The sequence below is a fragment of the Lishizhenia tianjinensis genome (assembly GCF_900116425.1).
Classification (GTDB): Bacteria; Bacteroidota; Bacteroidia; order Flavobacteriales_D; family Crocinitomicaceae; genus Lishizhenia; species Lishizhenia tianjinensis.
This window is the reverse complement of record NZ_FPAS01000006.1, coordinates 40,972-61,349: the sequence shown is the minus strand read 5'-3', so window position 1 is coordinate 61,349 and position 20,378 is coordinate 40,972. Positions and strand designations below refer to the sequence as shown.

13 protein-coding genes and 2 tRNA genes are annotated in these 20,378 nt (G+C 37.7%); 10 read left to right on the top strand and 5 right to left on the bottom strand.

The genetic code is table 11. The annotated features are described in order from the left end of the window. Positions 1-22: 22 nt before the first annotated feature. Together rpoC and BM327_RS14230 are read left to right on the top strand one after the other, a co-directional pair. Positions 23-4,306 carry a DNA-directed RNA polymerase subunit beta' gene (gene rpoC / locus BM327_RS14235; protein WP_090252205.1) on the top strand — a complete coding sequence of 1,428 codons (4,284 nt, stop codon included), beginning with the start codon at positions 23-25 and terminating at the stop codon, positions 4,304-4,306. 64 nt (positions 4,307-4,370) lie between these two features. After that, positions 4,371-4,685 carry a DUF3467 domain-containing protein gene (locus BM327_RS14230; RefSeq protein ID WP_090252199.1) on the top strand — a complete coding sequence of 105 codons (315 nt, stop codon included), beginning with the start codon at positions 4,371-4,373 and terminating at the stop codon, positions 4,683-4,685. Positions 4,686-4,758: 73 nt separating this feature from the next. On the opposite strand, the gene BM327_RS14225 is transcribed toward BM327_RS14230, so the two are convergent. Then, complete coding sequence (locus BM327_RS14225; protein ID WP_090252195.1) at positions 4,759-6,465, bottom strand: peptidoglycan DD-metalloendopeptidase family protein; 1,707 nt, start codon at positions 6,463-6,465, stop codon at positions 4,759-4,761. Between the two features lie 126 nt (positions 6,466-6,591). Further along, positions 6,592-9,174, bottom strand: a complete 2,583-nt coding sequence (mutS, locus tag BM327_RS14220) for a DNA mismatch repair protein MutS (protein WP_090253005.1) — start codon at positions 9,172-9,174, stop codon at positions 6,592-6,594. Between the two features lie 134 nt (positions 9,175-9,308). Between mutS and BM327_RS14215 the strand changes: the two genes are divergently transcribed. Further along, entirely contained in the window at positions 9,309-9,839 is a 531-nt protein-coding gene (locus BM327_RS14215) for an RNA methyltransferase (protein WP_090252192.1), read from the top strand. 34 nt (positions 9,840-9,873) lie between these two features. On the opposite strand, the gene BM327_RS14210 is transcribed toward BM327_RS14215, so the two are convergent. Beyond that, complete coding sequence (locus BM327_RS14210; protein WP_139230404.1) at positions 9,874-10,848, bottom strand: hypothetical protein; 975 nt, start codon at positions 10,846-10,848, stop codon at positions 9,874-9,876. Further along, positions 10,848-11,351, bottom strand: a complete 504-nt coding sequence (locus BM327_RS14205) for a hypothetical protein (RefSeq protein ID WP_090252183.1) — start codon at positions 11,349-11,351, stop codon at positions 10,848-10,850. The genes BM327_RS14210 and BM327_RS14205 overlap by 1 nt, the downstream gene beginning before the upstream one ends. A gap of 107 nt (positions 11,352-11,458) precedes the next feature. On the opposite strand from BM327_RS14205, the gene BM327_RS14200 reads away from it, so the two are divergent. From BM327_RS14200 to BM327_RS14170, 7 genes are all read left to right on the top strand, one after another. Next, positions 11,459-12,001 carry a helix-turn-helix domain-containing protein gene (locus tag BM327_RS14200; protein WP_090253001.1) on the top strand — a complete coding sequence of 181 codons (543 nt, stop codon included), beginning with the start codon at positions 11,459-11,461 and terminating at the stop codon, positions 11,999-12,001. 128 nt (positions 12,002-12,129) lie between these two features. Then, positions 12,130-14,874, top strand: coding sequence for an outer membrane beta-barrel protein (locus BM327_RS14195; RefSeq protein WP_090252180.1), 2,745 nt, complete (start codon positions 12,130-12,132; stop codon positions 14,872-14,874). Next, entirely contained in the window at positions 14,855-15,586 is a 732-nt protein-coding gene (locus tag BM327_RS14190; protein WP_090252176.1) for a GLPGLI family protein, read from the top strand. The genes BM327_RS14195 and BM327_RS14190 overlap by 20 nt, the downstream gene beginning before the upstream one ends. A gap of 184 nt (positions 15,587-15,770) precedes the next feature. After that, positions 15,771-15,843 (top strand) — tRNA-Gly (locus tag BM327_RS14185). 41 nt (positions 15,844-15,884) lie between these two features. Further along, positions 15,885-15,969: transfer RNA gene (locus BM327_RS14180), tRNA-Leu, on the top strand. 230 nt (positions 15,970-16,199) lie between these two features. Further along, positions 16,200-17,354, top strand: a complete 1,155-nt coding sequence (locus tag BM327_RS14175; protein ID WP_090252172.1) for a T9SS type A sorting domain-containing protein — start codon at positions 16,200-16,202, stop codon at positions 17,352-17,354. Positions 17,355-17,752: 398 nt separating this feature from the next. Continuing rightward, positions 17,753-18,349 (top strand): ankyrin repeat domain-containing protein, encoded by a 597-nt coding sequence (locus BM327_RS14170; RefSeq protein ID WP_090252167.1) that lies wholly within the window; start codon positions 17,753-17,755, stop codon positions 18,347-18,349. On the opposite strand, the gene BM327_RS14165 is transcribed toward BM327_RS14170, so the two are convergent. Continuing rightward, positions 18,346-20,376: a 7TM diverse intracellular signaling domain-containing protein gene (locus BM327_RS14165; RefSeq protein ID WP_139230403.1), complete on the bottom strand. Its 2,031-nt coding sequence runs from the start codon at positions 20,374-20,376 to the stop codon at positions 18,346-18,348. The genes BM327_RS14170 and BM327_RS14165 overlap by 4 nt on opposite strands. Between the last annotated feature and the right edge of the window lie 2 nt (positions 20,377-20,378).

The window sequence follows — 20,378 nt, the reverse complement described above, 5'->3', positions numbered from 1 at the left end:
TTGATAAAAGAAGGAGTTTAAAATGGCTTATAGAAAAGAAACAGCAAAAAAGCAGAGTAGCTTTAACAAGATTACCATCTCTTTGGCATCGCCAGAGGAGATTTTGGAGCAGTCTAGTGGTGAAGTGCTTAAGCCTGAAACGATTAACTATAGAACTTACAAGCCAGAAAGAGACGGTCTATTTTGTGAGCGTATCTTCGGTCCTGTAAAAGATTACGAATGTCACTGTGGTAAATACAAGCGTATCCGTTATAAGGGTATCGTTTGTGACCGTTGTGGTGTTGAGGTAACTGAGAAGAAAGTACGTAGAGAGCGTATGGGACACATCTCGTTAGTTGTTCCTGTAGCTCACATCTGGTACTTTAGATCTTTACCAAATAAAATTGGTTACTTATTAGGTTTACCGACTAAGAAATTAGATCAAATCATTTACTACGAGCGTTACGTTGTTATTCAAGCAGGTAATGCAGTAAATGCAGAAGGAGATCCATTACAGAAGTACGATTTCTTAACAGAGGAAGAGTACTTGGATATTTTGGATGTTCAACCAAAAGAGAACCAATATTTAGAAGATACTGATCCAAACAAATTCGTAGCTAAGATGGGTGCGGAGGCGTTGTACGATTTATTACAACGTTTGGACTTGGATTCATTATCTTATGAATTAAGACACAAAGCAAACACTGAGACATCAGTACAGCGTAAGAATGAAGCATTGAAGAGACTACAAGTAGTTGAGGCGATGCGTGATTCTCAAACGCGTATTGATAACCGTCCAGAGTGGACTATCATTAAAGTGGTTCCGGTTATTCCACCAGAATTACGTCCGTTAGTTCCTTTAGATGGAGGTAGATTTGCTACTTCAGATTTAAATGACCTTTACCGTAGAGTAATTATCCGTAACAACCGTTTGAAGCGTTTGATCGAGATTAAAGCTCCTGAGGTAATCTTACGTAACGAGAAGCGTATGTTGCAAGAGTCTGTTGACTCATTGTTCGACAACTCTCGTAAGGCAAGTGCAGTAAAGACAGAGTCTAACAGACCATTAAAGTCTTTATCTGACTCGTTAAAAGGTAAGCAAGGTCGTTTCCGTCAAAACTTATTAGGTAAGCGTGTGGATTACTCAGCACGTTCGGTAATTGTTGTTGGACCAACATTGAAGTTACACGAGTGTGGTTTACCTAAAAACATGGCGGCTGAGCTTTACAAGCCATTTATCATCCGTAAGATGATAGAAAGAGGTATCGTAAAGACAGTTAAATCTGCTAAGAAAATTGTTGATAGAAAAGAACCAGTTGTATGGGATATTCTTGAAAACGTATTGAAAGGTCACCCAGTATTATTAAACCGTGCACCTACGTTGCACAGATTGGGTATCCAGGCTTTCCAACCGAAATTGATCGAAGGAAAAGCAATTCGTCTTCACCCATTGGTTTGTACAGCATTTAACGCCGATTTCGACGGTGACCAGATGGCGGTTCACTTACCATTAGGTAACGCTGCAATTTTGGAAGCACAGTTGTTGATGTTGGCATCACACAATATCTTGAACCCTGCGAATGGTGCACCTATTGCCGTACCATCTCAGGATATGGTCTTGGGTCTTTACTACATTACAAAAGGTAGAAAGTCAACACCAGAAAGAATTGTAAAAGGAGAAGGTGGAATTTTCTACTCTCCACAAGAGGTAACTATTGCTTACAACGAGGGAGCATTGGATCTTCACGCACATATCAAAGTGAAAACTTACGATTTAAATGAGCAAGGAGAACCAGAATTAATGTTGGTAGAAACTACTGCAGGTAGAGTTTTATTCAACGAAAGAGTTCCAAGAGAAGTAGGATACATCAATGAAGTATTAACGAAGAAAGCGTTAAGAGATATCATTGGACACGTATTGAAGATTTCTGGTACAGCAAGAACTGCTCAGTTCTTGGATGATATCAAATCTTTAGGATACGAGATGGCATTTAGAGGTGGATTATCATTCAACCTTGACGATATCATCATTCCGAAAGAAAAAGATGAATTAGTTGCTAAAGCGGATGAAAACGTACGTGAAGTAATGGAGAACTATAACATGGGTCTTATTACAAACAACGAACGTTATAACCAAATTATTGACATCTGGACACGTACCAACTCAAGATTAACGCACACGTTAATGGAGCAGTTGAAAAACGATAACCAAGGATTTAACTCAATTTACATGATGTTCGACTCAGGAGCACGTGGATCTAAAGAGCAGATTCGTCAGTTATCTGGAATGCGTGGATTGATGGCGAAACCACAGAAGTCTGGAGCTTCAGCTCAAGAGATTATTGAAAACCCGATTTTATCGAACTTTAAAGAAGGTCTTTCTATCCTTGAGTACTTTATCTCTACTCACGGTGCCCGTAAAGGTTTGGCCGATACAGCCTTAAAAACAGCCGATGCAGGTTACTTGACACGTAGATTGGTAGACGTTGCACAAGACGTGGTTATTAATGCAGAAGATTGTGGAACTTTAAGAGGTTTAGCAACAACTGCATTGAAGAAAAATGATGAAATTTTTGAACCATTAGCAGACAGAATTATCGGTAGATGTTCAGTAAATGATATCTACGATGATGAAGACAACTTAATCGTTGAAGCTGGTGGATTGATAGATGAAAAAGTTGCTAAGGCAATTGATGCTGCAGACATTGAAGAAGTAGAAATTCGTTCAGTATTAACATGTGAGTTAAGAAGAGGAGTTTGTGCGAAATGTTACGGTAGAAACTTGTCTACACACAGAATGGCACAAAATGGTGATTCTGTTGGAGTAGTAGCAGCACAGTCTATTGGTGAACCTGGTACACAGCTTACACTTCGTACGTTCCACGTTGGGGGTACTGCCTCTAACATTGCCGATGAAAATGATATCAAAGCGAAAGCAGATGGTAAATTAGAAATCGACGAGCTTAGAACAATTACGAAAACAGATAAAGACGGTAACAAACAAGAAATCGTTATTGGTCGTTCAGCTGAAATGAAATTGGTAGACAAGAGAGATGGTTCGTTAGCAATGACGGGTAACATCCCTTACGGTGCTATCATGATCGCAGATAACAACGCAGACTTGAAGAAAGGTGACGTTATCTGTAAGTGGGACCCTTATAACGCCGTTATCTTATCTGAGGTGAAAGGTAAAATCCAATTCGATAACATTATCGAGGGGATTACTTACCGTGAAGAAGTCGATGAGCAAACAGGATTTACGGAGAAGGTAATTACTGAAACGAAGGATAAGAAGAAAAACCCTACTATTGAAATCGTTGACAGCAAAGGAGAAGTATTGAAATCATACTCTATCCCAGTTAACGCTCACATCTCTGTAAACGAGGGTGACAAAGTAGAAGCGGGTGACTTCTTAGTTAAGATACCAAGAACAGGTGGTAAGACAGGGGATATTACAGGGGGTCTTCCTCGTGTAACTGAGCTTTTCGAAGCACGTAATCCATCTAACCCAGCTGTGGTTTCTGAAATCGACGGTATTGCTTCTTACGGTAAAATCAAACGTGGTAACCGTGAGGTAATCATCGAGTCTAAGACAGGTGAGAAACGTAAGTACTTAGTACCATTATCTAAGCACATCTTAACACAAGAGAACGATTTCGTTCGTGCTGGTAAACCGTTATCTGATGGAGCAATTACTCCGAAAGATATCTTGAACATCGAAGGACCAACGAAAGTACAAGAGTACTTAGTAAACGAAATCCAAGATGTATACCGTTTACAGGGTGTGAAGATTAACGATAAGCACTTTGAGGTTATCGTTCGTCAGATGATGTTGAAAGTTGAAATTACAGACGCAGGAGATACTAAATTCTTAGAAAACCAAGCCGTTCACAAAGCGGACTTCATGGAAGAGAACGATAGAATGTTCGGTAAAAAGGTTGTTGTTGATCCAGGAGACTCTACAGAGTTGAAAGCGGGTCAGATCGTTACTGCACGTAAGTTAAGAGATGAGAACTCTCAATTGAGAAGACAGGATAAGAAGTTGGTAGAATCTAGAGATGCTATTGCAGCAACATCTAAACCGATGTTACAAGGTATTACTAGAGCTTCTCTTCAAACTCAGTCGTTCATCTCAGCTGCATCTTTCCAGGAAACTACGAAAGTATTGAACGAAGCTGCAATTTCAGGAAAAGAAGATCACTTATTAGGATTGAAAGAGAACGTAATTGTTGGACACTTAATACCAGCAGGTACAGGTACTCGTCAGTTCCAAAATATGATCGTTGGATCTCAGGAAGTTTATGATGAATTAACTGATAACAACTAGAATATTATATTCATTATAACCCCGGCATTAAGTTGTCGGGGTTTTTTTATCTAAACCGCTAAAGATGGAAAATCAAAATAAAGACAATCAAATCAATATAGAGCTTACAGAAGATGTAGCTACAGGTGTATACAGTAACTTAAGCGTAATTACGCATTCAAGTACTGAATTTGTTGCAGATTTTATTCAGATGATGCCAGGAGTTCCTAAGGCTAAGGTAAGATCTCGTGTGATCATGACACCGCAAAATGCTAAACGATTAATGCGTGCATTAGCAGAAAATGTAAAGAATTACGAAGCTCAATTTGGGCCTATCGCAGAAGATAATAATCCAGGTGTTCCGCCAATTAATTTTGGTACACCACCAGCTCAAGCTTAAGTAAGCGAGAGTGTTTTATTTGTTATGTTAGAAAAGCGGAGGGTTGATTGACTCATCCGCTTTTTTTATGCCTTTAAAAGGACAAAGTATATTGCTCTGAACTGATGTTGCCCGCAGCATCTTCAACGACTATTCTAAGGGTGTGTGTGCCGCTTAAAGCCGGTGATGGACTGTAGTAGATACTTCCGTTTTTGGGCTCGTATAAAACGTGTTGCCAAACGCCATCAACGTAAACATCATATTCTTTTAAACCGGATAAATCATCTCCAATTTTCCAGGCAAGTCTACTGCCTCTAACATTGATGTTATTTCTCACATTTCTTGCGATCAAGGTAGGAGCTGTTAAGTCGGCTTGTACCTCAAAATATCCAAACTCTTTGGTTTTGGCCGTTAACCACCCGTCTTTGTATGTTCCGCCTATAGACTTAACTCTACCTCTTTCGTCTGTTACTGTGATTACGTAGCGTTCTGCAGGGTGTAATAGGCTATCCACTTTCATCATTATCTTGTAGTAAGATTCTAATGGAATTTCAGGATTTCCAAAAGTAAAAGGAGCCTCCGCTGTAATGATTTTTGGTGTGGGTTCATACAACAAATCTATTCCAAAAAGAACAAAATGTTCATCATCTATATCCATGAAAGAAGAATCTGGAAATAGATAATCTTTGGATGGCGTGTAGAGTTTACTCAAATCTGCGGGTTGACCATTTTCTATGTTAAGGATAAAATCAAGACTAGTTGTATTTCCTTTTGTATCTACACAGGTGTATTTAATTTTATGACTAGATCCCGGCTGAAAGTTGAGTATACCATCGCTCAAGGCTTCATTGTAGATGTTTAAAGGGTTGTGTATCGTCTTAAAGGATTTCTGGTAATGTCTGCGTTGTTTATGAAAAGCTTCGTAGTCTTTGTGACTATTAATTTGACGATTGGCTGCAAAATCTATGGCTGTCATATCTTGGGAAAAGACAGTGTCTCCATCCACAATTAAATAGGATTTAAAAATACCACAGATGTTATCGGCACCATCCAATTGGTCTACAGCGTCAAAAGAAAAACCTATACCACCTGTTTTGGATGTGTAATAAGCAGGCAAGGTAATTTGATTTCCAACGATGCTCGGGTTTGAATTTTGGTTAGAGGTCCTATATTCTACCTCTTTTTTCAGTACGCGGTAGCCTTCTTTGGTCAAAGCATAAACTTTCACACCACGTATACTCGGTTTACGAGAATCGGCTATATCGAACCCAAACAATAAGGGGTTTAAAGCATATTCAGTTTTCGTATCTCTAATTTCGAAATGTAGGTGAGGCGCTGTGCTTCCACCTGTGTTTCCTGATAGTGCTATTTTTTCACCGCGACCAACACGAACTGCATTCGAATCTGGATATATTTCTATGGCAAAATTTTCCTGCTTAAATTGTTCGGCCTTTACCAAACTATCTAGTTTACCTAAAAAAGCAGAGCAATGTGCGTAAACCGAAGTTAACCCACCTGGATGATTGATGTAGACCACATGACCATAGCCCCAAGGGGATACTTTAACACGAGAAACATAACCTTCCTCAATGGAATATAGTGGATACCCGATTTGTCTGTCTGTTTTAAAATCTAAACCTGTATGAAAATGATTGGTTCTTAATTCACCAAAATTGGCAGCAAGAATGAGTGGCGTTTTTAAAGGTGGGTGGAAATCATAGGTTTTGTTGGGGTCGTATTGACCAAAAACTGCACTCGCACCAAGCCATAGGGTTAGAAGTATGTAAAGGATTTTTTGCATGTTACAAAGTTACTTTTATTCAGAAGGAAGGCACCATAAGAAGTTTGGATTTATTAAAAGTAAAAAGTTGATGAAAATAAAAACGTCTGCCCAAGGAGCAGACATTTAAAGAGGTGAAAGTAGGATTTAATTTCCTCCTACCATTTTCTTTATTTCGTTGAGTTTCATCAAAGCTTCCACAGGTGTTAATGTGTCTATGTCTATGGAAACCAATTCTTCTTTTATATTTTCCAGAACGGGATCATCCAATTGGAAAAAGCTCAGTTGCATGTCGGGTTGGTTCACCGCTTCTTGTACTTTTTCTTTGTCTGAACTTCCATGCGATTGTTCTAAGTGTGCCAACATTTTTGTGGCTCTTTGTACAACCTGACTCGGCATACCTGCTAATTTTGCAACGTGTATACCAAAAGAGTGTTCACTACCACCTTCTACCAATTTTCTAATGAAAAGAATTTTGGTACCCATTTCCTTCACCGAAACATTAAAGTTTTTGATGCGAGGAAACTTCTTGTACATCTCATTCAATTCGTGGTAATGGGTTGCAAATAAAGTTTTACACTTCGCTTTAGGATTCTCATGCAAATATTCTGCAATGGCCCATGCAATAGAAATACCGTCGTAGGTACTTGTTCCACGACCAATTTCATCGAGTAAAACCAAACTTCTAGGAGAAAGGTTATTCAAAATAGAAGAGGTTTCGTTCATTTCTACCATGAAAGTAGATTCACCTGATGAGATATTATCCGAAGCCCCAACACGGGTAAATATTTTATCTACTATACCAAGCTTTGCAGATTTTGCAGGTACAAAACACCCGATTTGCGCCATTAAAGAAATCAAAGCAGTTTGACGCAAAATGGCACTTTTACCCGACATGTTCGGTCCGGTAATCATGATGATTTGCTGCGTGTCGTTGTCTAAGTATACATCATTGGCAACATATTCTTCACCAGATTTCAATTGTTTTTCAATAACTGGGTGTCTCCCTTCTTTTATATTTAAAGCAAAGCCATCGTTCAGTTCTGGTTTGTTGTAATTGTTCTTTTCAGAAATGTTTGCAAAAGAAAGTAAGCAGTCAATTTGTCCAATGTAATGCGCGTTGCGTTGTACCGGACGAATGAACTTTGAAAGTGAAAGTACCAAGTCGTTATACAATCTAGATTCCAACACCTGGATTTTATCTTCAGCACCTAGAATTTTAGATTCATATTCTTTCAATTCTTGGGTGATGTATCTCTCAGCATTTACCAAAGTTTGCTTTCTAATCCATTCCTCGGGAACTTTGTCTTTGTGTGTATTTCTAACTTCTAAATAGTAACCGAATACATTGTTAAAGGCTACTTTTAAACTTGGAATCCCCGTTTTTTCAATTTCTCTTTCTTGAAGCTGTTGCAAATAATCCTTCCCAGAAAAAGCAATTTTACGCAACTCATCGAGCTCTTCATTAAAGCCATCAGCAATTACACTTCCCTTCCCAATTTGTATAGCCGGTTCAGGATGAAGTTGATGATTCACTTTAACAATAAGTTCACTACATGCCTCTAAACGATCCGCTATTTTAATGATGTCTGGTGCGTTGGTGGCTTTTAATATTTTCTGTATAGGCTCTATCTGCTCCAGTGTTTTCTTCAACTGAATCACTTCTTTAGGATTGATTTTACCCACGGCAGCTTTAGAAACCAAACGTTCTAAATCGCCGATATCGTTCAAAATTTCACCTAATTCAAAACGCAGTTGATTGTTCTCAGGAAGAAGCAAAGACTCTACGGCATTCAACCTTTCATTGATATCTTCTTCATCCTTTAAAGGTAATACCAACCAACGCTTCAATAAACGCGAACCCATAGGCGTGAGGGTATCGTCTATGATATCAATGAGCGTAGTAGCATTTTCATTGTGGGAGTGAATAAGCTCAAGGTTTCTCACGGTAAATCTATCCAACCAAACATATTTCTCTTCCTCAATTCTTGAAATGTTTGAAATGTGTTCGAGTTTGGTGTTTTCAGTAACCGATAAATATTGAAGTGCGGCTCCTCCCGCAATGATACCCTGCGTTAAATTATCTATACCAAATCCTTTTAAGCCTTGGGTGTTGAACTGTTTGGTTAAAGTATCAAGGGCGAAATCTTCTGTAAAAACCCAATCTTCTAACTTGTAGGTGTAGAAGTTAGAGCTAAAAGCCTCTGTAAATTCTTTGTTTTTATTTTTTTGGAAAATGATCTCACTCGGCGCAAAACCTTGTACCAGCTTGTGTACATATTCTAGGTTTCCTTGGGCTACGAAAAACTCACCTGTTGAGATGTCTAAAAAGGCAACTCCCACTTGTTTTTTATCAAAGTGAAGGGCACATAAGAAGTTGTTTTTCTTTTGCTCCAATACCTGGTCGTTAATGGCAACCCCTGGCGTAACCAATTCTGTTACCCCTCTTTTAACGATGGTTTTGGTCGTTTTAGGATCTTCTAACTGATCACAAATGGCTACGCGTTCACCGGCTCTTACCAACTTGGGTAAATACGTGTTTAAAGAATGATGGGGAAAACCAGCCAACTCGATGTGGGAAGCAGATCCATTTTTACGTTTGGTCAATACTATCCCCAATATTTTTGAAGCTTTCACGGCATCCTCACCAAAGGTTTCGTAAAAATCTCCCACCCTAAAGAGTAACATCGCTTGTGGATGTTTCGCTTTAATTTGGTTGTATTGCTTCATTAAAGGAGTTTCGCTCGATTTCTTTTCTTTCTTTTTTGTAGCCAAAATTGTTTCTTTAGATTTCTTTTCCAAAGATAAAGGTAGTAGCTTCGCGGGGTAGATTCAACTTTTGCATTCAACAGTTATTAAATTTTATGAACAGAAAATTGAAATTATGGGAGCTTGGAAGAGTGACCGAAGAAGAGTTTAAAGCACAAGAGAAATTCCCTATTACTGTAGTGTTAGATAACATTCGTAGCCTCAACAATGTAGGAACCTTCTTTCGAACTTCTGATGCGTTTAATGTTGAAGAAATTATTCTTTGTGGAATTACAGGAACACCTCCGCATAGAGAAATTAATAAAACTGCAATTGGCGCAACTGAGTCTGTAAAATGGACCTATGTTGAAGATGTAAACGAAGCAGTTGCTGCGCTTCAAGCCAAAGGAGTAAAAGTTTGTGCCATAGAGCAAACCGAAGAAACTCATTTCTTAAATCAAATGGATATAGACCTCAACCAAGCCTACGCTTTGGTGTTTGGAAATGAAGTAGATGGTGTACAACAATCGATTATTGATGTAGCGGATTACGTGATAGAAATTCCACAGTTTGGTACCAAGCACAGTTTGAATGTTAGCGTTTGTGCAGGGGTTTGTTTGTGGGAGTTTGTAAGAGGTAGAAAATAAAAAACCGCCCCATCTCTGGCGCGGCCTTTTTGCGTTATCTCTTTTCAGGTGACCAACCTTTACGTTGAAGTTTTGCGTATTTGCTAAGTATCACTTGTTCGCATCTTGCGACTTGTAACCAAAGCATATCTTGTTTACGCTTCGACAAGTTTTTGTTTTGTATTCTGTACAAATACATACGACGCTGTCTTTCAAAAGATCTTAAGTCTGTTCTTGTGAATTCTTTTCCCATAAAAAACAGGGTAGGTAATACAAGAACACCAATTAAAACTTTACCACCATTTATATTCTTACCAGGGAGGTTTGAGTTAATCAAAGCCTTACTGTCTATGTTTTCAGGATGAAATTCGGCTCTTCCAGCTGGTAATTGACTGTAGAAATCTCTGTCCGATTTCGGAGAAAGTGATTCCACTTCATCGGTTTGCAATTTAAATTCATCCGAAGTGGGTTGCGTTTCTTCCTCAACCAAGGTCATTCCTTCAGCATTATCTGCTTTTTCGATGTGGTTGTTCATGTAGTAAAAAAGTAAACCTTCTGTGATGTAAGTATCCATCATTTCTTGATTCACCAATTCAGCTTGAGTGATATAACGTATGGTGTTATTTTCAACCAAAATTGCTTTACTATCTGCTATACCACTACTGGTTAAAACAGAACTTACTTTGCCGTTAACCATTAATACAAAGGCAGTTTTTTCCTCGTTATAGTAGACCTGTCCGTTGGTTTGACTCGCTTGATCATTCAAGTTTTGTTCAACATCCACTTTACGAAGTTTCAACCTGTATTTGTAAGAAATTAAAGTTGAACCTTCACCGTTGATGTGAAAAACGTCGTAGGGTTGTATTCCAAGTTTTGAGGTGAGTGCATCAAACGAGTCACCCACTTTAATCGTAGAAATTTTTGAGGGATCTGTGTAATAGGGAAGTGTGTTGTCCACAAATATTTGTCCCCAAACGCCAAAACTTAGAATAACACTACATGTAAATAGAAGTAATTTTAAACCTCTCATTACTTCGTAGTTTCTTTCCATTGACCTTCCCTCAAGTCCTCAGAATCTTTTTTCTCAATTAATGTTTTCTTGCTCACCAATTGAATGGTATTGTTTGTAATAAGGATGTATTTGCTATCCTTTCTACCTGCATCTGTAATTAAAGATTGTAATTTACCATCTTGTAATAAGATGTAAACCTTGTATTCTTCGGTGAAGTAAACCGTTCCAGAAGTTTGAGAAGCTTGATTGGTTAAATCATCACTTGTTGTCACTTCAATTTTTCTTTCTTTCAAACGGTATTTGTAAACCAATACTGTACTTCCATCATCTTGCATATGGTATACGTCGTAGGGTTCAATACCTAAAACTGAATTAATTTGGGTTAGGGTCATCCCATTTTGCAGTTTTACGATTTTAGCGGGTTCTGTGTAGTACGGAAGAACTTTAGATGTTTTGTAGCTTACGCTAGCACATGAGGCTAATACGGCGATTAGTCCAAGCAGTAGAGTTAATCTTTTCATAATTTTTGTTTTTATACAAATCTAGGTCTACATAGTTTTTAATTAAATACCCAAAAGTGGGTAAATGTGGTGTAGATATCTTATCTTGTCTAGCCAATACTACTGCTATGCGAATTACCCTAATCAATAAAAATGAACTACTCTGTAGGGGAGTGGCCTCTTATGTTTTTGATCAATATCAAATACTCCCCAAGGTGGTGGATGATATACATGAAAGGGCCATTGAAACCGATTTGATGATCTACTGTGGTCGGCGAGAGGATCAAGACCTCAACCTTGATTTAAACAAACTTCAATTCAATGTGGATGTATTAGCCCTTATTAGAGGAGCTTATTTTAAACCGAAAGAGGAGGAAGAGTTCATAGGGTTAGGTCCTATATATCCAGAATTAATCGACGGTATTTTGGTACCCTTAATAAAGGAGGTCAATGCAAGTGTTCATGTTTTACAAAAGGTCAAAATACTCTACCCCACACAAAGGGAAAAGGAGGTGCTGGGACTAATGGCGGAGGGTAAACTCAACAAGGAAATCGCTGAATTACTGAATATAAGTATAGAAACAGTGAAGACGCATCGTAAAAATGTAAAACGTAAATTGGGTTTGAAATCTCAGTTAGATTATATTAAGTACTACAAAAAAATGATCTAAATTTTTCTTAGAACAAAGTATATGTCCATTTAACATGGTTTAAGAACTTTTGTAATTATAATGAATAGGTGTGTACCATATTGAAGTATTTTCGTTGTGAATAATACCTAAGTATTTTAACACGCATTATGACCAAATTATTATTTAGCCTTACTTGTATTTTATTGGGATGGGGAGTGTATGCTCAAACCATGAAATTTACAGGGGTAGTGAATGATACCACGAATCAAAAACCACTCGAAAACGTTGTGGTTATGGCCATCAATCTTTCCGATTCTGTTTTGTTAGGTTTTACAAGAACCAATGCAGCGGGAGAATTTTTATTGGATAACATTCCTTTCGGAGAGATGGAACTTCTTTTCACTCACCCGAGATTTGCCGACAAAAGTTATTTCATCATAGGGAGTGAATTAAATAGAGATATACACATCCCCAATGTGATTCTTCCGAATATAGCAACGGAACTGCAAGAGGTGGTGATTTATGCCAACAAGGAACCTATATTTTTTAAAGGTGACACCCTTGTCTATCAGGCAGATTCTTTCAATGTGAAACCCAATGCGGTTGTGGAAGATCTTTTGAAACGCTTACCCGGAATTGAAGTTGATGAGGAAGGAAATATCAAATCGCAAGGTCAAGAAGTTGCCAAAGTATTGGTAGATGGAGATGAATTCTTTGGAGATGATCCAACGGTTGCAACCAAGAATTTGAGTGCAGAGGGAGTGCAAACGGTAGAAGTCTATGAAACCGTTGAAGACACTGGAGACGGAGAAGAAACCATACAAGTGATGGATGTGCGACTAAAAGAAGGTGCCAAAAATGGTTACTTCGGTAAAATAGCTGGAGGTTCTGATTTTCAAAATTTCTATGAAGGTGAAATATTGTTGAATCGTTTTAAGAATGATTTAAAAGTTTCTGTTTTCGGATTTGCTTCGAATACACCAAATACAGGATTTGGTTGGAGTGATGTTCGTCGATTTGGATTAACCAATGAGATGGATATGGGCTATCGAGATGGAGTTATGTTTTCAAGTGGAAACAGTAGAACAGGACTGCCTCAAAATTTAAAAGGTGGGTTTTACTACACCGATAAATTAGGAAAGGATCTTAAATTAGGGTTGAATTATACCTTCAACAACAATACAATTACTGAAAATACAAGTAGAAATTCTCAATATTTGTTTGCAGATACGAGCTTCACGAATACAGAAGATAACTACGGTTTCCAAGCACAGGAGTCGCACAGTTTGAATTTCAACATGGAGTGGAAGATAGATTCTTTAACGACCTTAGAATTTGAACCGAGTGTAAACTTTACAGCATCTTCAAGAGATCAAATAGACAGTTCAGATTATTTCACTTCATCAAATACTAGAACTTCAGGAACCTACGTAAGTAATTTCTTAACGAGTGAGAGCGTTGATGTAAACTCTATGTTGCGTTTGAGAAGAGGTTTTAAGAAAAAGGATAGAAGTTTAGAATTTGAATATCAATACGGATATTCTTTGGATGATAATTCAACACGTTTATTATCGAACATCACCTACGAACCTGGTTTAGGGATTCCTGATTCTATCACGGATCAAAACAAAATTGGAAGCTCAAATACTCAAGGTCACAGAGCATATTTGGAGTTTGTGGAGCCCTTGAGTAAAAAAATGAAACTACAGTTTGATTATAAATTTGATTACTTCTTCGGTGATCAAAGTAGAGAAGCCTTTAACATTAATGGAAGTAATGAGGTGTTGGATTCTACTTTCTCGAACAATTTCTCGAACAAAAGATTTGAAAATAGAATAGGGGTAGCAGCTACTTATGAGACCAACAAGGACTACATTATGGTGGGGGCAGACTTTAGAAATGTTGAGATAGACAACCACGATATATGGAGAGATACTACTTACCGTCAATCTGTATACAACATTTTACCCTCTATGAGGTATACCCATAAGTTTAGTAAATCTATGCGTTTAAGGGTGAATTATAACACGCGTTCTTCGCAACCCAGTTTGAATCAGTTACAGCCCATTCCAGATAACTCTAATCCAAACAGAATTTACGAGGGTAACCCTGATTTAATTCCTGATTATAGTCACAACTTGAATATCAATTTTAACAATTGGAATGCAGTAACTGGTCGTTACATTTGGTCGGGTGCCTATGCACAATACAACCCTATCGCTTTTTCTAGTGAGGTTACCTACTTAAGTGATGGTAGAACCCGTTCTAAAACCATCAATGTTGATGGAAACATGTATGCGGGTGTTTACGCGGGTGCTGGAATTAACTTTTGGAAGAGACAATTGGAGTTAAAACCAAACGTAAACATTAGTTATTCAGAGACCAAAAACATCATTAATGTTCCAGCCTCTGGCATAGAAAATTTAGAGAACCTTACAAAGAATGCAAACTTCTCTGGGGGTATGGAAGTTACCTTTGATTTTGACAGCATAAGGTTAACCTTGGGTTCTGAGGTAGGGTACAACATTCCAAAGAGTACCTTCGGAAATGCAAATCAACCTTATTTTAGATATGAGTACACCTTGAGATACTACCATCAATTACCTTGGAAAATGGAGTTTGAAACGCGTATAGATTATACAGTGAACACGAATAGATCTGCAGGGTACAACGTGAAGCCTTTTATCTTAAACGCAAGTTTAGGAAGACGTTTCTTGAAAACAGAAAATTTAATAGTAGAGTTGAAGGCCAATGATATTTTCAATCAGAATATCAACATCATGAGGGATATTCAAAGTAACATCATTACCGATCAAACCACACAGGTGATAGCGCGCTATTTCTTGTTGAAAGCAACCTTAAGATTTAATAACACTAAAACATCAGAGAAAGATGAGCAATGGCATTTTTAGAAAGGGCTTAATCATAGCATTGACGCTTTGCGCTTTTGGAACGATGGCTCAAAGCTTTAAAACAGAAGGGCGCGTTTACTTCGAGCGTAAAACCAATTTGGAGAAAAAGTTCAAAGGAAGCGACTCCCCTTGGGCACGACGTATAAAGGAGAAAAATAAAATCGATCAGTTTGAACTGTTTTTTACCGATTCTACGTCTATTTTTCGTCCCATAGAAAGCGATGTTCCAGATGATTTAAGTTGGGCAACAAGTAAGAATAAGGTATACCAAAACTTCAGTACAGGAGAACGCATCATGTTGATGTCTTTTTGGAGTGGAGATTTACCCATAGAAGATTCAATCAAAGTAAGGGAGTGGAAAATGACCACGAGCGAACGTAAGATAGCAGGATACGATTGTAGAAAGGTATTTTGGCAAGCGAATGATTCTTTGCGTATCTATGCTTGGTATGCCGAAGAAATACCTGTTTCTTCAGGACCAGAATCTTTCAATGGTTTACCTGGATTAATTCTTGGTTTGGCTACAGAAGATGGAGGTGTAGTTTATTTTGCCCGCGAAGTTGAGTTTAAGAAAGTTCAAATAGAAGAAAAGATACCTGAGTATAAAAAGAAGGAGGTAAAAACAGAAGAGGAGTTACTGAATTTCTTATTGGAGAATTTTGGCCGAGATCCTTATATGAAGGCTTCTTTGCAAAATATGTTTATTTGGTGAAAAAAAGTTTTAGCTTAATGTTTTTGATTATCAATTAGATATGAAAAAGATTAAAAAAACTTTAAAAAAAACTTACAAAACATGCTTGCGGATAAGAATTGTTTGCCTATATTTGCACCCGAATTACAACGGTAACGCAGTCAAAAATTGAAAGAATAACAAACGTTAGCTACAAACATTATAAGCGAGAGTAGCTCAGCTGGTAGAGCACAACCTTGCCAAGGTTGGGGTCGCGGGTTCGAATCCCGTCTCCCGCTCAGAGTTTATATTAGCGCGTTTAATTATAAGATAGTCCGATGCTCGAGTGGTGGAATTGGTAGACACGCCGGACTTAAAATCCTGTGCTCTTTTTGGGCGTGCGGGTTCAAGTCCCGCCTCGAGTACTTAAAAAGAGATCTCTTCTAGAGGTCTCTTTTTTTTTTCAAAATACTAAAGCATTCAGATTGGCTTCCACTTTCTGAATAACATGGCCCTCATTCACTTCGGTGTTTGAGGGTTTTTTTATGCGTTGATTTATAGGAATGAATAGGTGATAATGTTAGGGGGTGATAGAAATTATTTTTTATGACCTTAATTAGGCTTAACTTGTTGAAAAACAATTAAACCTATTATTATGAAAACAACATTACTATTCAGTAATGCAGTAATCTTTGCGATGAGTTCGTTAACGTTAACTGCACAAACTACCATTACAGAAGCTAACTACCAACGCACCGGAACTTTTTCCCATACTTTTGGTAGAGACCAAAGTGCTGTAGTTTTACCCGCTACGGGTTCTAACCAATCCTGGGATTATACAAGTTTGGCGGAAGAAACTTCTGTAACCCATGATCACACCGCCGTATCCGGAGATCCTGTTTTTACCAACGCAAATAATAGTAGTGTGTGGTATTACACCTTCCAAGGGATGTCTTATTCCGCCAACCATTACGAAGGACTTAATGCAAGTGCATGGACGGTAGAAGGTAGGAAAATATTTGGGGAAGGGTATTCGATTACTGCCGTAACAGGTGGAGCGGATGATTCTCTCGTATTTTTAGATTATGATGACCTGTACACTTCACCACATGTTCAACTTGAGTTTCCTGCATCTTTCGGAAATACTTGGTCGAGTAATTATGAGAGAAGTACACCTTACCGTTTAACTGTGGTAGGTTCTGGGGTTGTAAATGCGCCAGGAGAGGTTAGAGAATTTCGATCTGTTAGTTCAGAGGTAGTAGGTGATGGAACGTTGTTTATCCCCTTAAGTACTGGTGGACCAGCTCCGGCTAGAGATGTAATACTCGTTAAGGAAATCATTACAGAAATAGATAGTGTTTTTCTAAATGGTTCGCCGGCACCTACAACTTTATTGTCTGCCTTCGGATTGGTTCAAGGTACGGTTACCGTAACTACTTCTTATTCTTTTTACACGCCAGATTTGTCTTCAAAATTGTTGTACATCCTAGAGCCAGTTGGTAGTCTTTCTATCAATAGAGCTGAGTATTCTAAGGATGCAGATAATCTTTCTATTGATGCATTTAGTAATCAGATGGAGCTACAAGTGTTTCCCAACCCTAGTAATGGTGTTTTTACGCTGGATTTAGGGGAGAGGTATTACAATGGCGAGGTTAAAATATTTGATGTCTCAGGAAAGATGGTGTATCATTCATCTTTTGAATGTACCCAAGAATTCCAAGTTCAATTTGCAGGGATCCCGGGCGTATATTTACTTGAAGTAAGTACAGCTGAAGGAAACCAAGCAAGGAAAAAAGTCATTAAAAAATAGAAATATTTATACCTATTTTGAGCTCCTCCTATACTTTTGGAGGGGCTTTTTTTGGGACTGAAGACATGGGTAGTGTTCTCCTAGAAATTCACTTTTCATGCGGTGTATTTTTATTGGGTGTGAACGAATTATTTCTCATTTGTTACTTAAAATAAACTTTTTGTTATTAAACCTAACACTCTCTTTTTATGTGAGTTAAGTTTGTCATCTTTGTATGGAATTATTCGGTATAGAAATTAGTGAGAGGTTTTAGGTAAGCTTCCTTAATTGGGTAGGTTAATTACCCCTTATTTCTTTCGTTTCGTCAATTAAGTTTTGAGAGATGGATTAAAAGAGTTTTTTTGTGTACAACTACTACACAAAATACCTTTTTCACGAGACCGTATATAACTTGTAATATGTTAGATATACGAACCAATAATACTATCGACGTGATCGACAAGGATATGAAGCAATTTGCTTCTGATTTAATTCAATATGCTCATCAAGGAAACCTTTTACAGGTTAAAGAGATTATAGCGCTTGGAGCAGATGTTAACATCGCTGATGACAGCGGTGAATTGGCCTTGCACAGTGCTATTCGTTCAGGAAATGATGAACTATCTCTTTACTTACTCAGTGTTGGAGCAGAACCAGACAGGTTAGATCTTACTGGCAACAATGCTATGCACTATGCTGCAATGAAAAACAACAGTGTTATTGCTGAAAGATTATTAGAGAAAGGAGCAAACGTTAACGGTGTAAAGGAGGCTATGGTTCCCCCTTTGATTACTGCGTCATTATACAATTGTCTTGCTATCGTTGAATTGTTAATTGCCAAGGGAGCAGACATAGACATAAAAGATAAAAAAGGAAAAACTGCTTTGTATTATGCAACGGCTCAAAAACACCAGCAAGCAATGCACATGTTGTTGAGTGCCGGAGCAACACCGGTAAAGGTGACAACAAATGTAAATGGTAAAAAGCCAGTTTGGAAACGTATTTTTAATTTCTAAATACGTATTCCCAATAGGGTGATATCATCGGTTTGTTCCAATTTTCCTTTCCAATTATTTAAACCATCTTCCAGTGTGGACTTCTGTACGTCCATGTCTAAATTACCTATGCTTTCGAGTTGAGACTTAAGCATGTTAATCTTATACTTTTTGCCGTAAGGTCCACCAAATTGATCGGCATATCCATCTGTGAGTAAATACAATTGGTCGTTGGTTTCTAATTGTAATTCTCCTTTACTGAAGAAAGGTGTAGTATCCTGAATACCTATAGGATTGTTACTCGTTTTTAATCGCGTGAGTTTTCCTTGCCTAAGGTGTAAAATTTGACTTTTGGCTGTACTGTAATGCAGAACCTTGGTACTATTATTTATTGCAATTAGCGCAATATCTAATCCATCCCTTATGTTTTCGCCATCTATATTGCTGTTAAAAATTGTATTGATCTCTTTGTTGAGGAAATTTAGTAAGTCTTCGGTGGTTTTATTTTCTGACAATCGAATAGCTTGATTAAGGGTATTGATAGCTAATACACTAATCAATGCTCCTGGTATACCATGTCCTGTGCAATCTCCAACGGCAGCAAGTGTATAGTTGTTTTTTTCTCCATTCTCATATACGTTAATGTTCTTTGCCCAATAGAAATCACCACTTACAATATCTTTAGGTTGGTAGTAAAGAAAATGTTCTCTAAAATTATTTTCCATCTCCTGCCTTTCTGGAAGTAAAGCTTTTTGAACATTGTAGGAATAGGTAATTGATTTTAAAATGTTGGAGTTGTGTTCTTCAAAAACTTTGCTTTGGAGAGATATTTCTTTTTTCCTGTCCTCTACCTTCTGAGAGAGCTTTAAATTTTCGTGCTGTTTAAAACGATTGGTTCTAATGAGTTGTTCAATTTTAAATTGTCTGAATTTCTTAAACCTTATAGAGATTGCAAAAGTCAATAAGAAAATTTGTACAAGTGCACCGAGCTCTAAACTGTGATGGGTAATTGTTGTGTAGGGGAAAAGTTGAAAATTAGTTCCAATGTAAATGATTGCGCTCACGAAAAAAGCCGAAAGTGATATGCTTATTAACCACAATTCATTGTTCAATTGCTTCCATATTTTAACAAAACCTACAACGTACAACACAAAGAGTGCTAACGAAAGTAGATTAATGAAAAGGTATTTGTAAAACTCTATCTCTAAGCTTGGAATTAAACAGAGAAGTAAGCCTATAGGTAAAAATGTATTGATTTTATTGAAAATTCGGTTGAGTGATGGTAAGTTCTTTTGCGTGCTGTAAAAGAACTGATAAAAGCGCGTAAGGTAAATATTTATCAAGATTACAACCACAGGGATAGCAACCTGTTGAAGGTAAGGTGAATTAGGCCAAAGGAGTTGATAGGAGTATCCCTGAAGGGTAAAAACCAATAAGAAAAATGCACTTAAGTACAAGGAGTAGTGTATGCTCGACCTATTTTTCACCCATAAATAAAGGTTGAAGAGTATGGATAAAATGATAATTCCGTAGAGTAGGCCATTGTAAAAGTTAAGACTTGAATTTTTGGTTATTAATTCCTCTTCATTGACATAAGACATCGGGAGGTAAAGGGGAGTTCCATAATTGATGATTCTGACGTAGAATTCTTGCTGTCCTTTTAAAGGAAGGAGAAAATCCTTATTTAATCTTTTTCCGAAATGCATCAAATCCCCCGTCACATAAAACATCTGCATTTGGTTTCTACTGTTCTTGTAGTAAACCTCTATGCTGTCAAGTAGGGGATTGTCTAAAGAAAGAAAAGTGGTAATCAACTGCGGATCGAGCAAATCAAACTTTAATACGATATCTCCTTTGTAAAAACCAAAGCTTTCTACCTTGCACGACGAGGAACTTGTATAGGAGTAATTTTCTAATTCATTCTTGTCAAAAATCTCAAGATCAAGTTTCGTGTAGGCCATCGCATAGGGAGGGTTGCAATTGGAATACGCCCATGAGTGTATGCACAAGGAACATATTACGATGAGATATATGCGTAGTTTTTCCATGG

Coding starts and splice junctions, on each gene's coding strand:
- rpoC (WP_090252205.1), top strand. CDS start 23: ATGGCTTATAGAAAAGAAACAGCAAAAAAGCAGAGTAGCTTTAACAAG.
- BM327_RS14230 (WP_090252199.1), top strand. CDS start 4,371: ATGGAAAATCAAAATAAAGACAATCAAATCAATATAGAGCTTACAGAA.
- BM327_RS14225 (WP_090252195.1), bottom strand. CDS start 6,465: ATGCAAAAAATCCTTTACATACTTCTAACCCTATGGCTTGGTGCGAGT.
- mutS (WP_090253005.1), bottom strand. CDS start 9,174: ATGAAGCAATACAACCAAATTAAAGCGAAACATCCACAAGCGATGTTA.
- BM327_RS14215 (WP_090252192.1), top strand. CDS start 9,309: ATGAACAGAAAATTGAAATTATGGGAGCTTGGAAGAGTGACCGAAGAA.
- BM327_RS14210 (WP_139230404.1), bottom strand. CDS start 10,848: ATGAGAGGTTTAAAATTACTTCTATTTACATGTAGTGTTATTCTAAGT.
- BM327_RS14205 (WP_090252183.1), bottom strand. CDS start 11,351: ATGAAAAGATTAACTCTACTGCTTGGACTAATCGCCGTATTAGCCTCA.
- BM327_RS14200 (WP_090253001.1), top strand. CDS start 11,459: ATGCGAATTACCCTAATCAATAAAAATGAACTACTCTGTAGGGGAGTG.
- BM327_RS14195 (WP_090252180.1), top strand. CDS start 12,130: ATGACCAAATTATTATTTAGCCTTACTTGTATTTTATTGGGATGGGGA.
- BM327_RS14190 (WP_090252176.1), top strand. CDS start 14,855: ATGAGCAATGGCATTTTTAGAAAGGGCTTAATCATAGCATTGACGCTT.
- BM327_RS14175 (WP_090252172.1), top strand. CDS start 16,200: ATGAAAACAACATTACTATTCAGTAATGCAGTAATCTTTGCGATGAGT.
- BM327_RS14170 (WP_090252167.1), top strand. CDS start 17,753: ATGTTAGATATACGAACCAATAATACTATCGACGTGATCGACAAGGAT.
- BM327_RS14165 (WP_139230403.1), bottom strand. CDS start 20,376: ATGGAAAAACTACGCATATATCTCATCGTAATATGTTCCTTGTGCATA.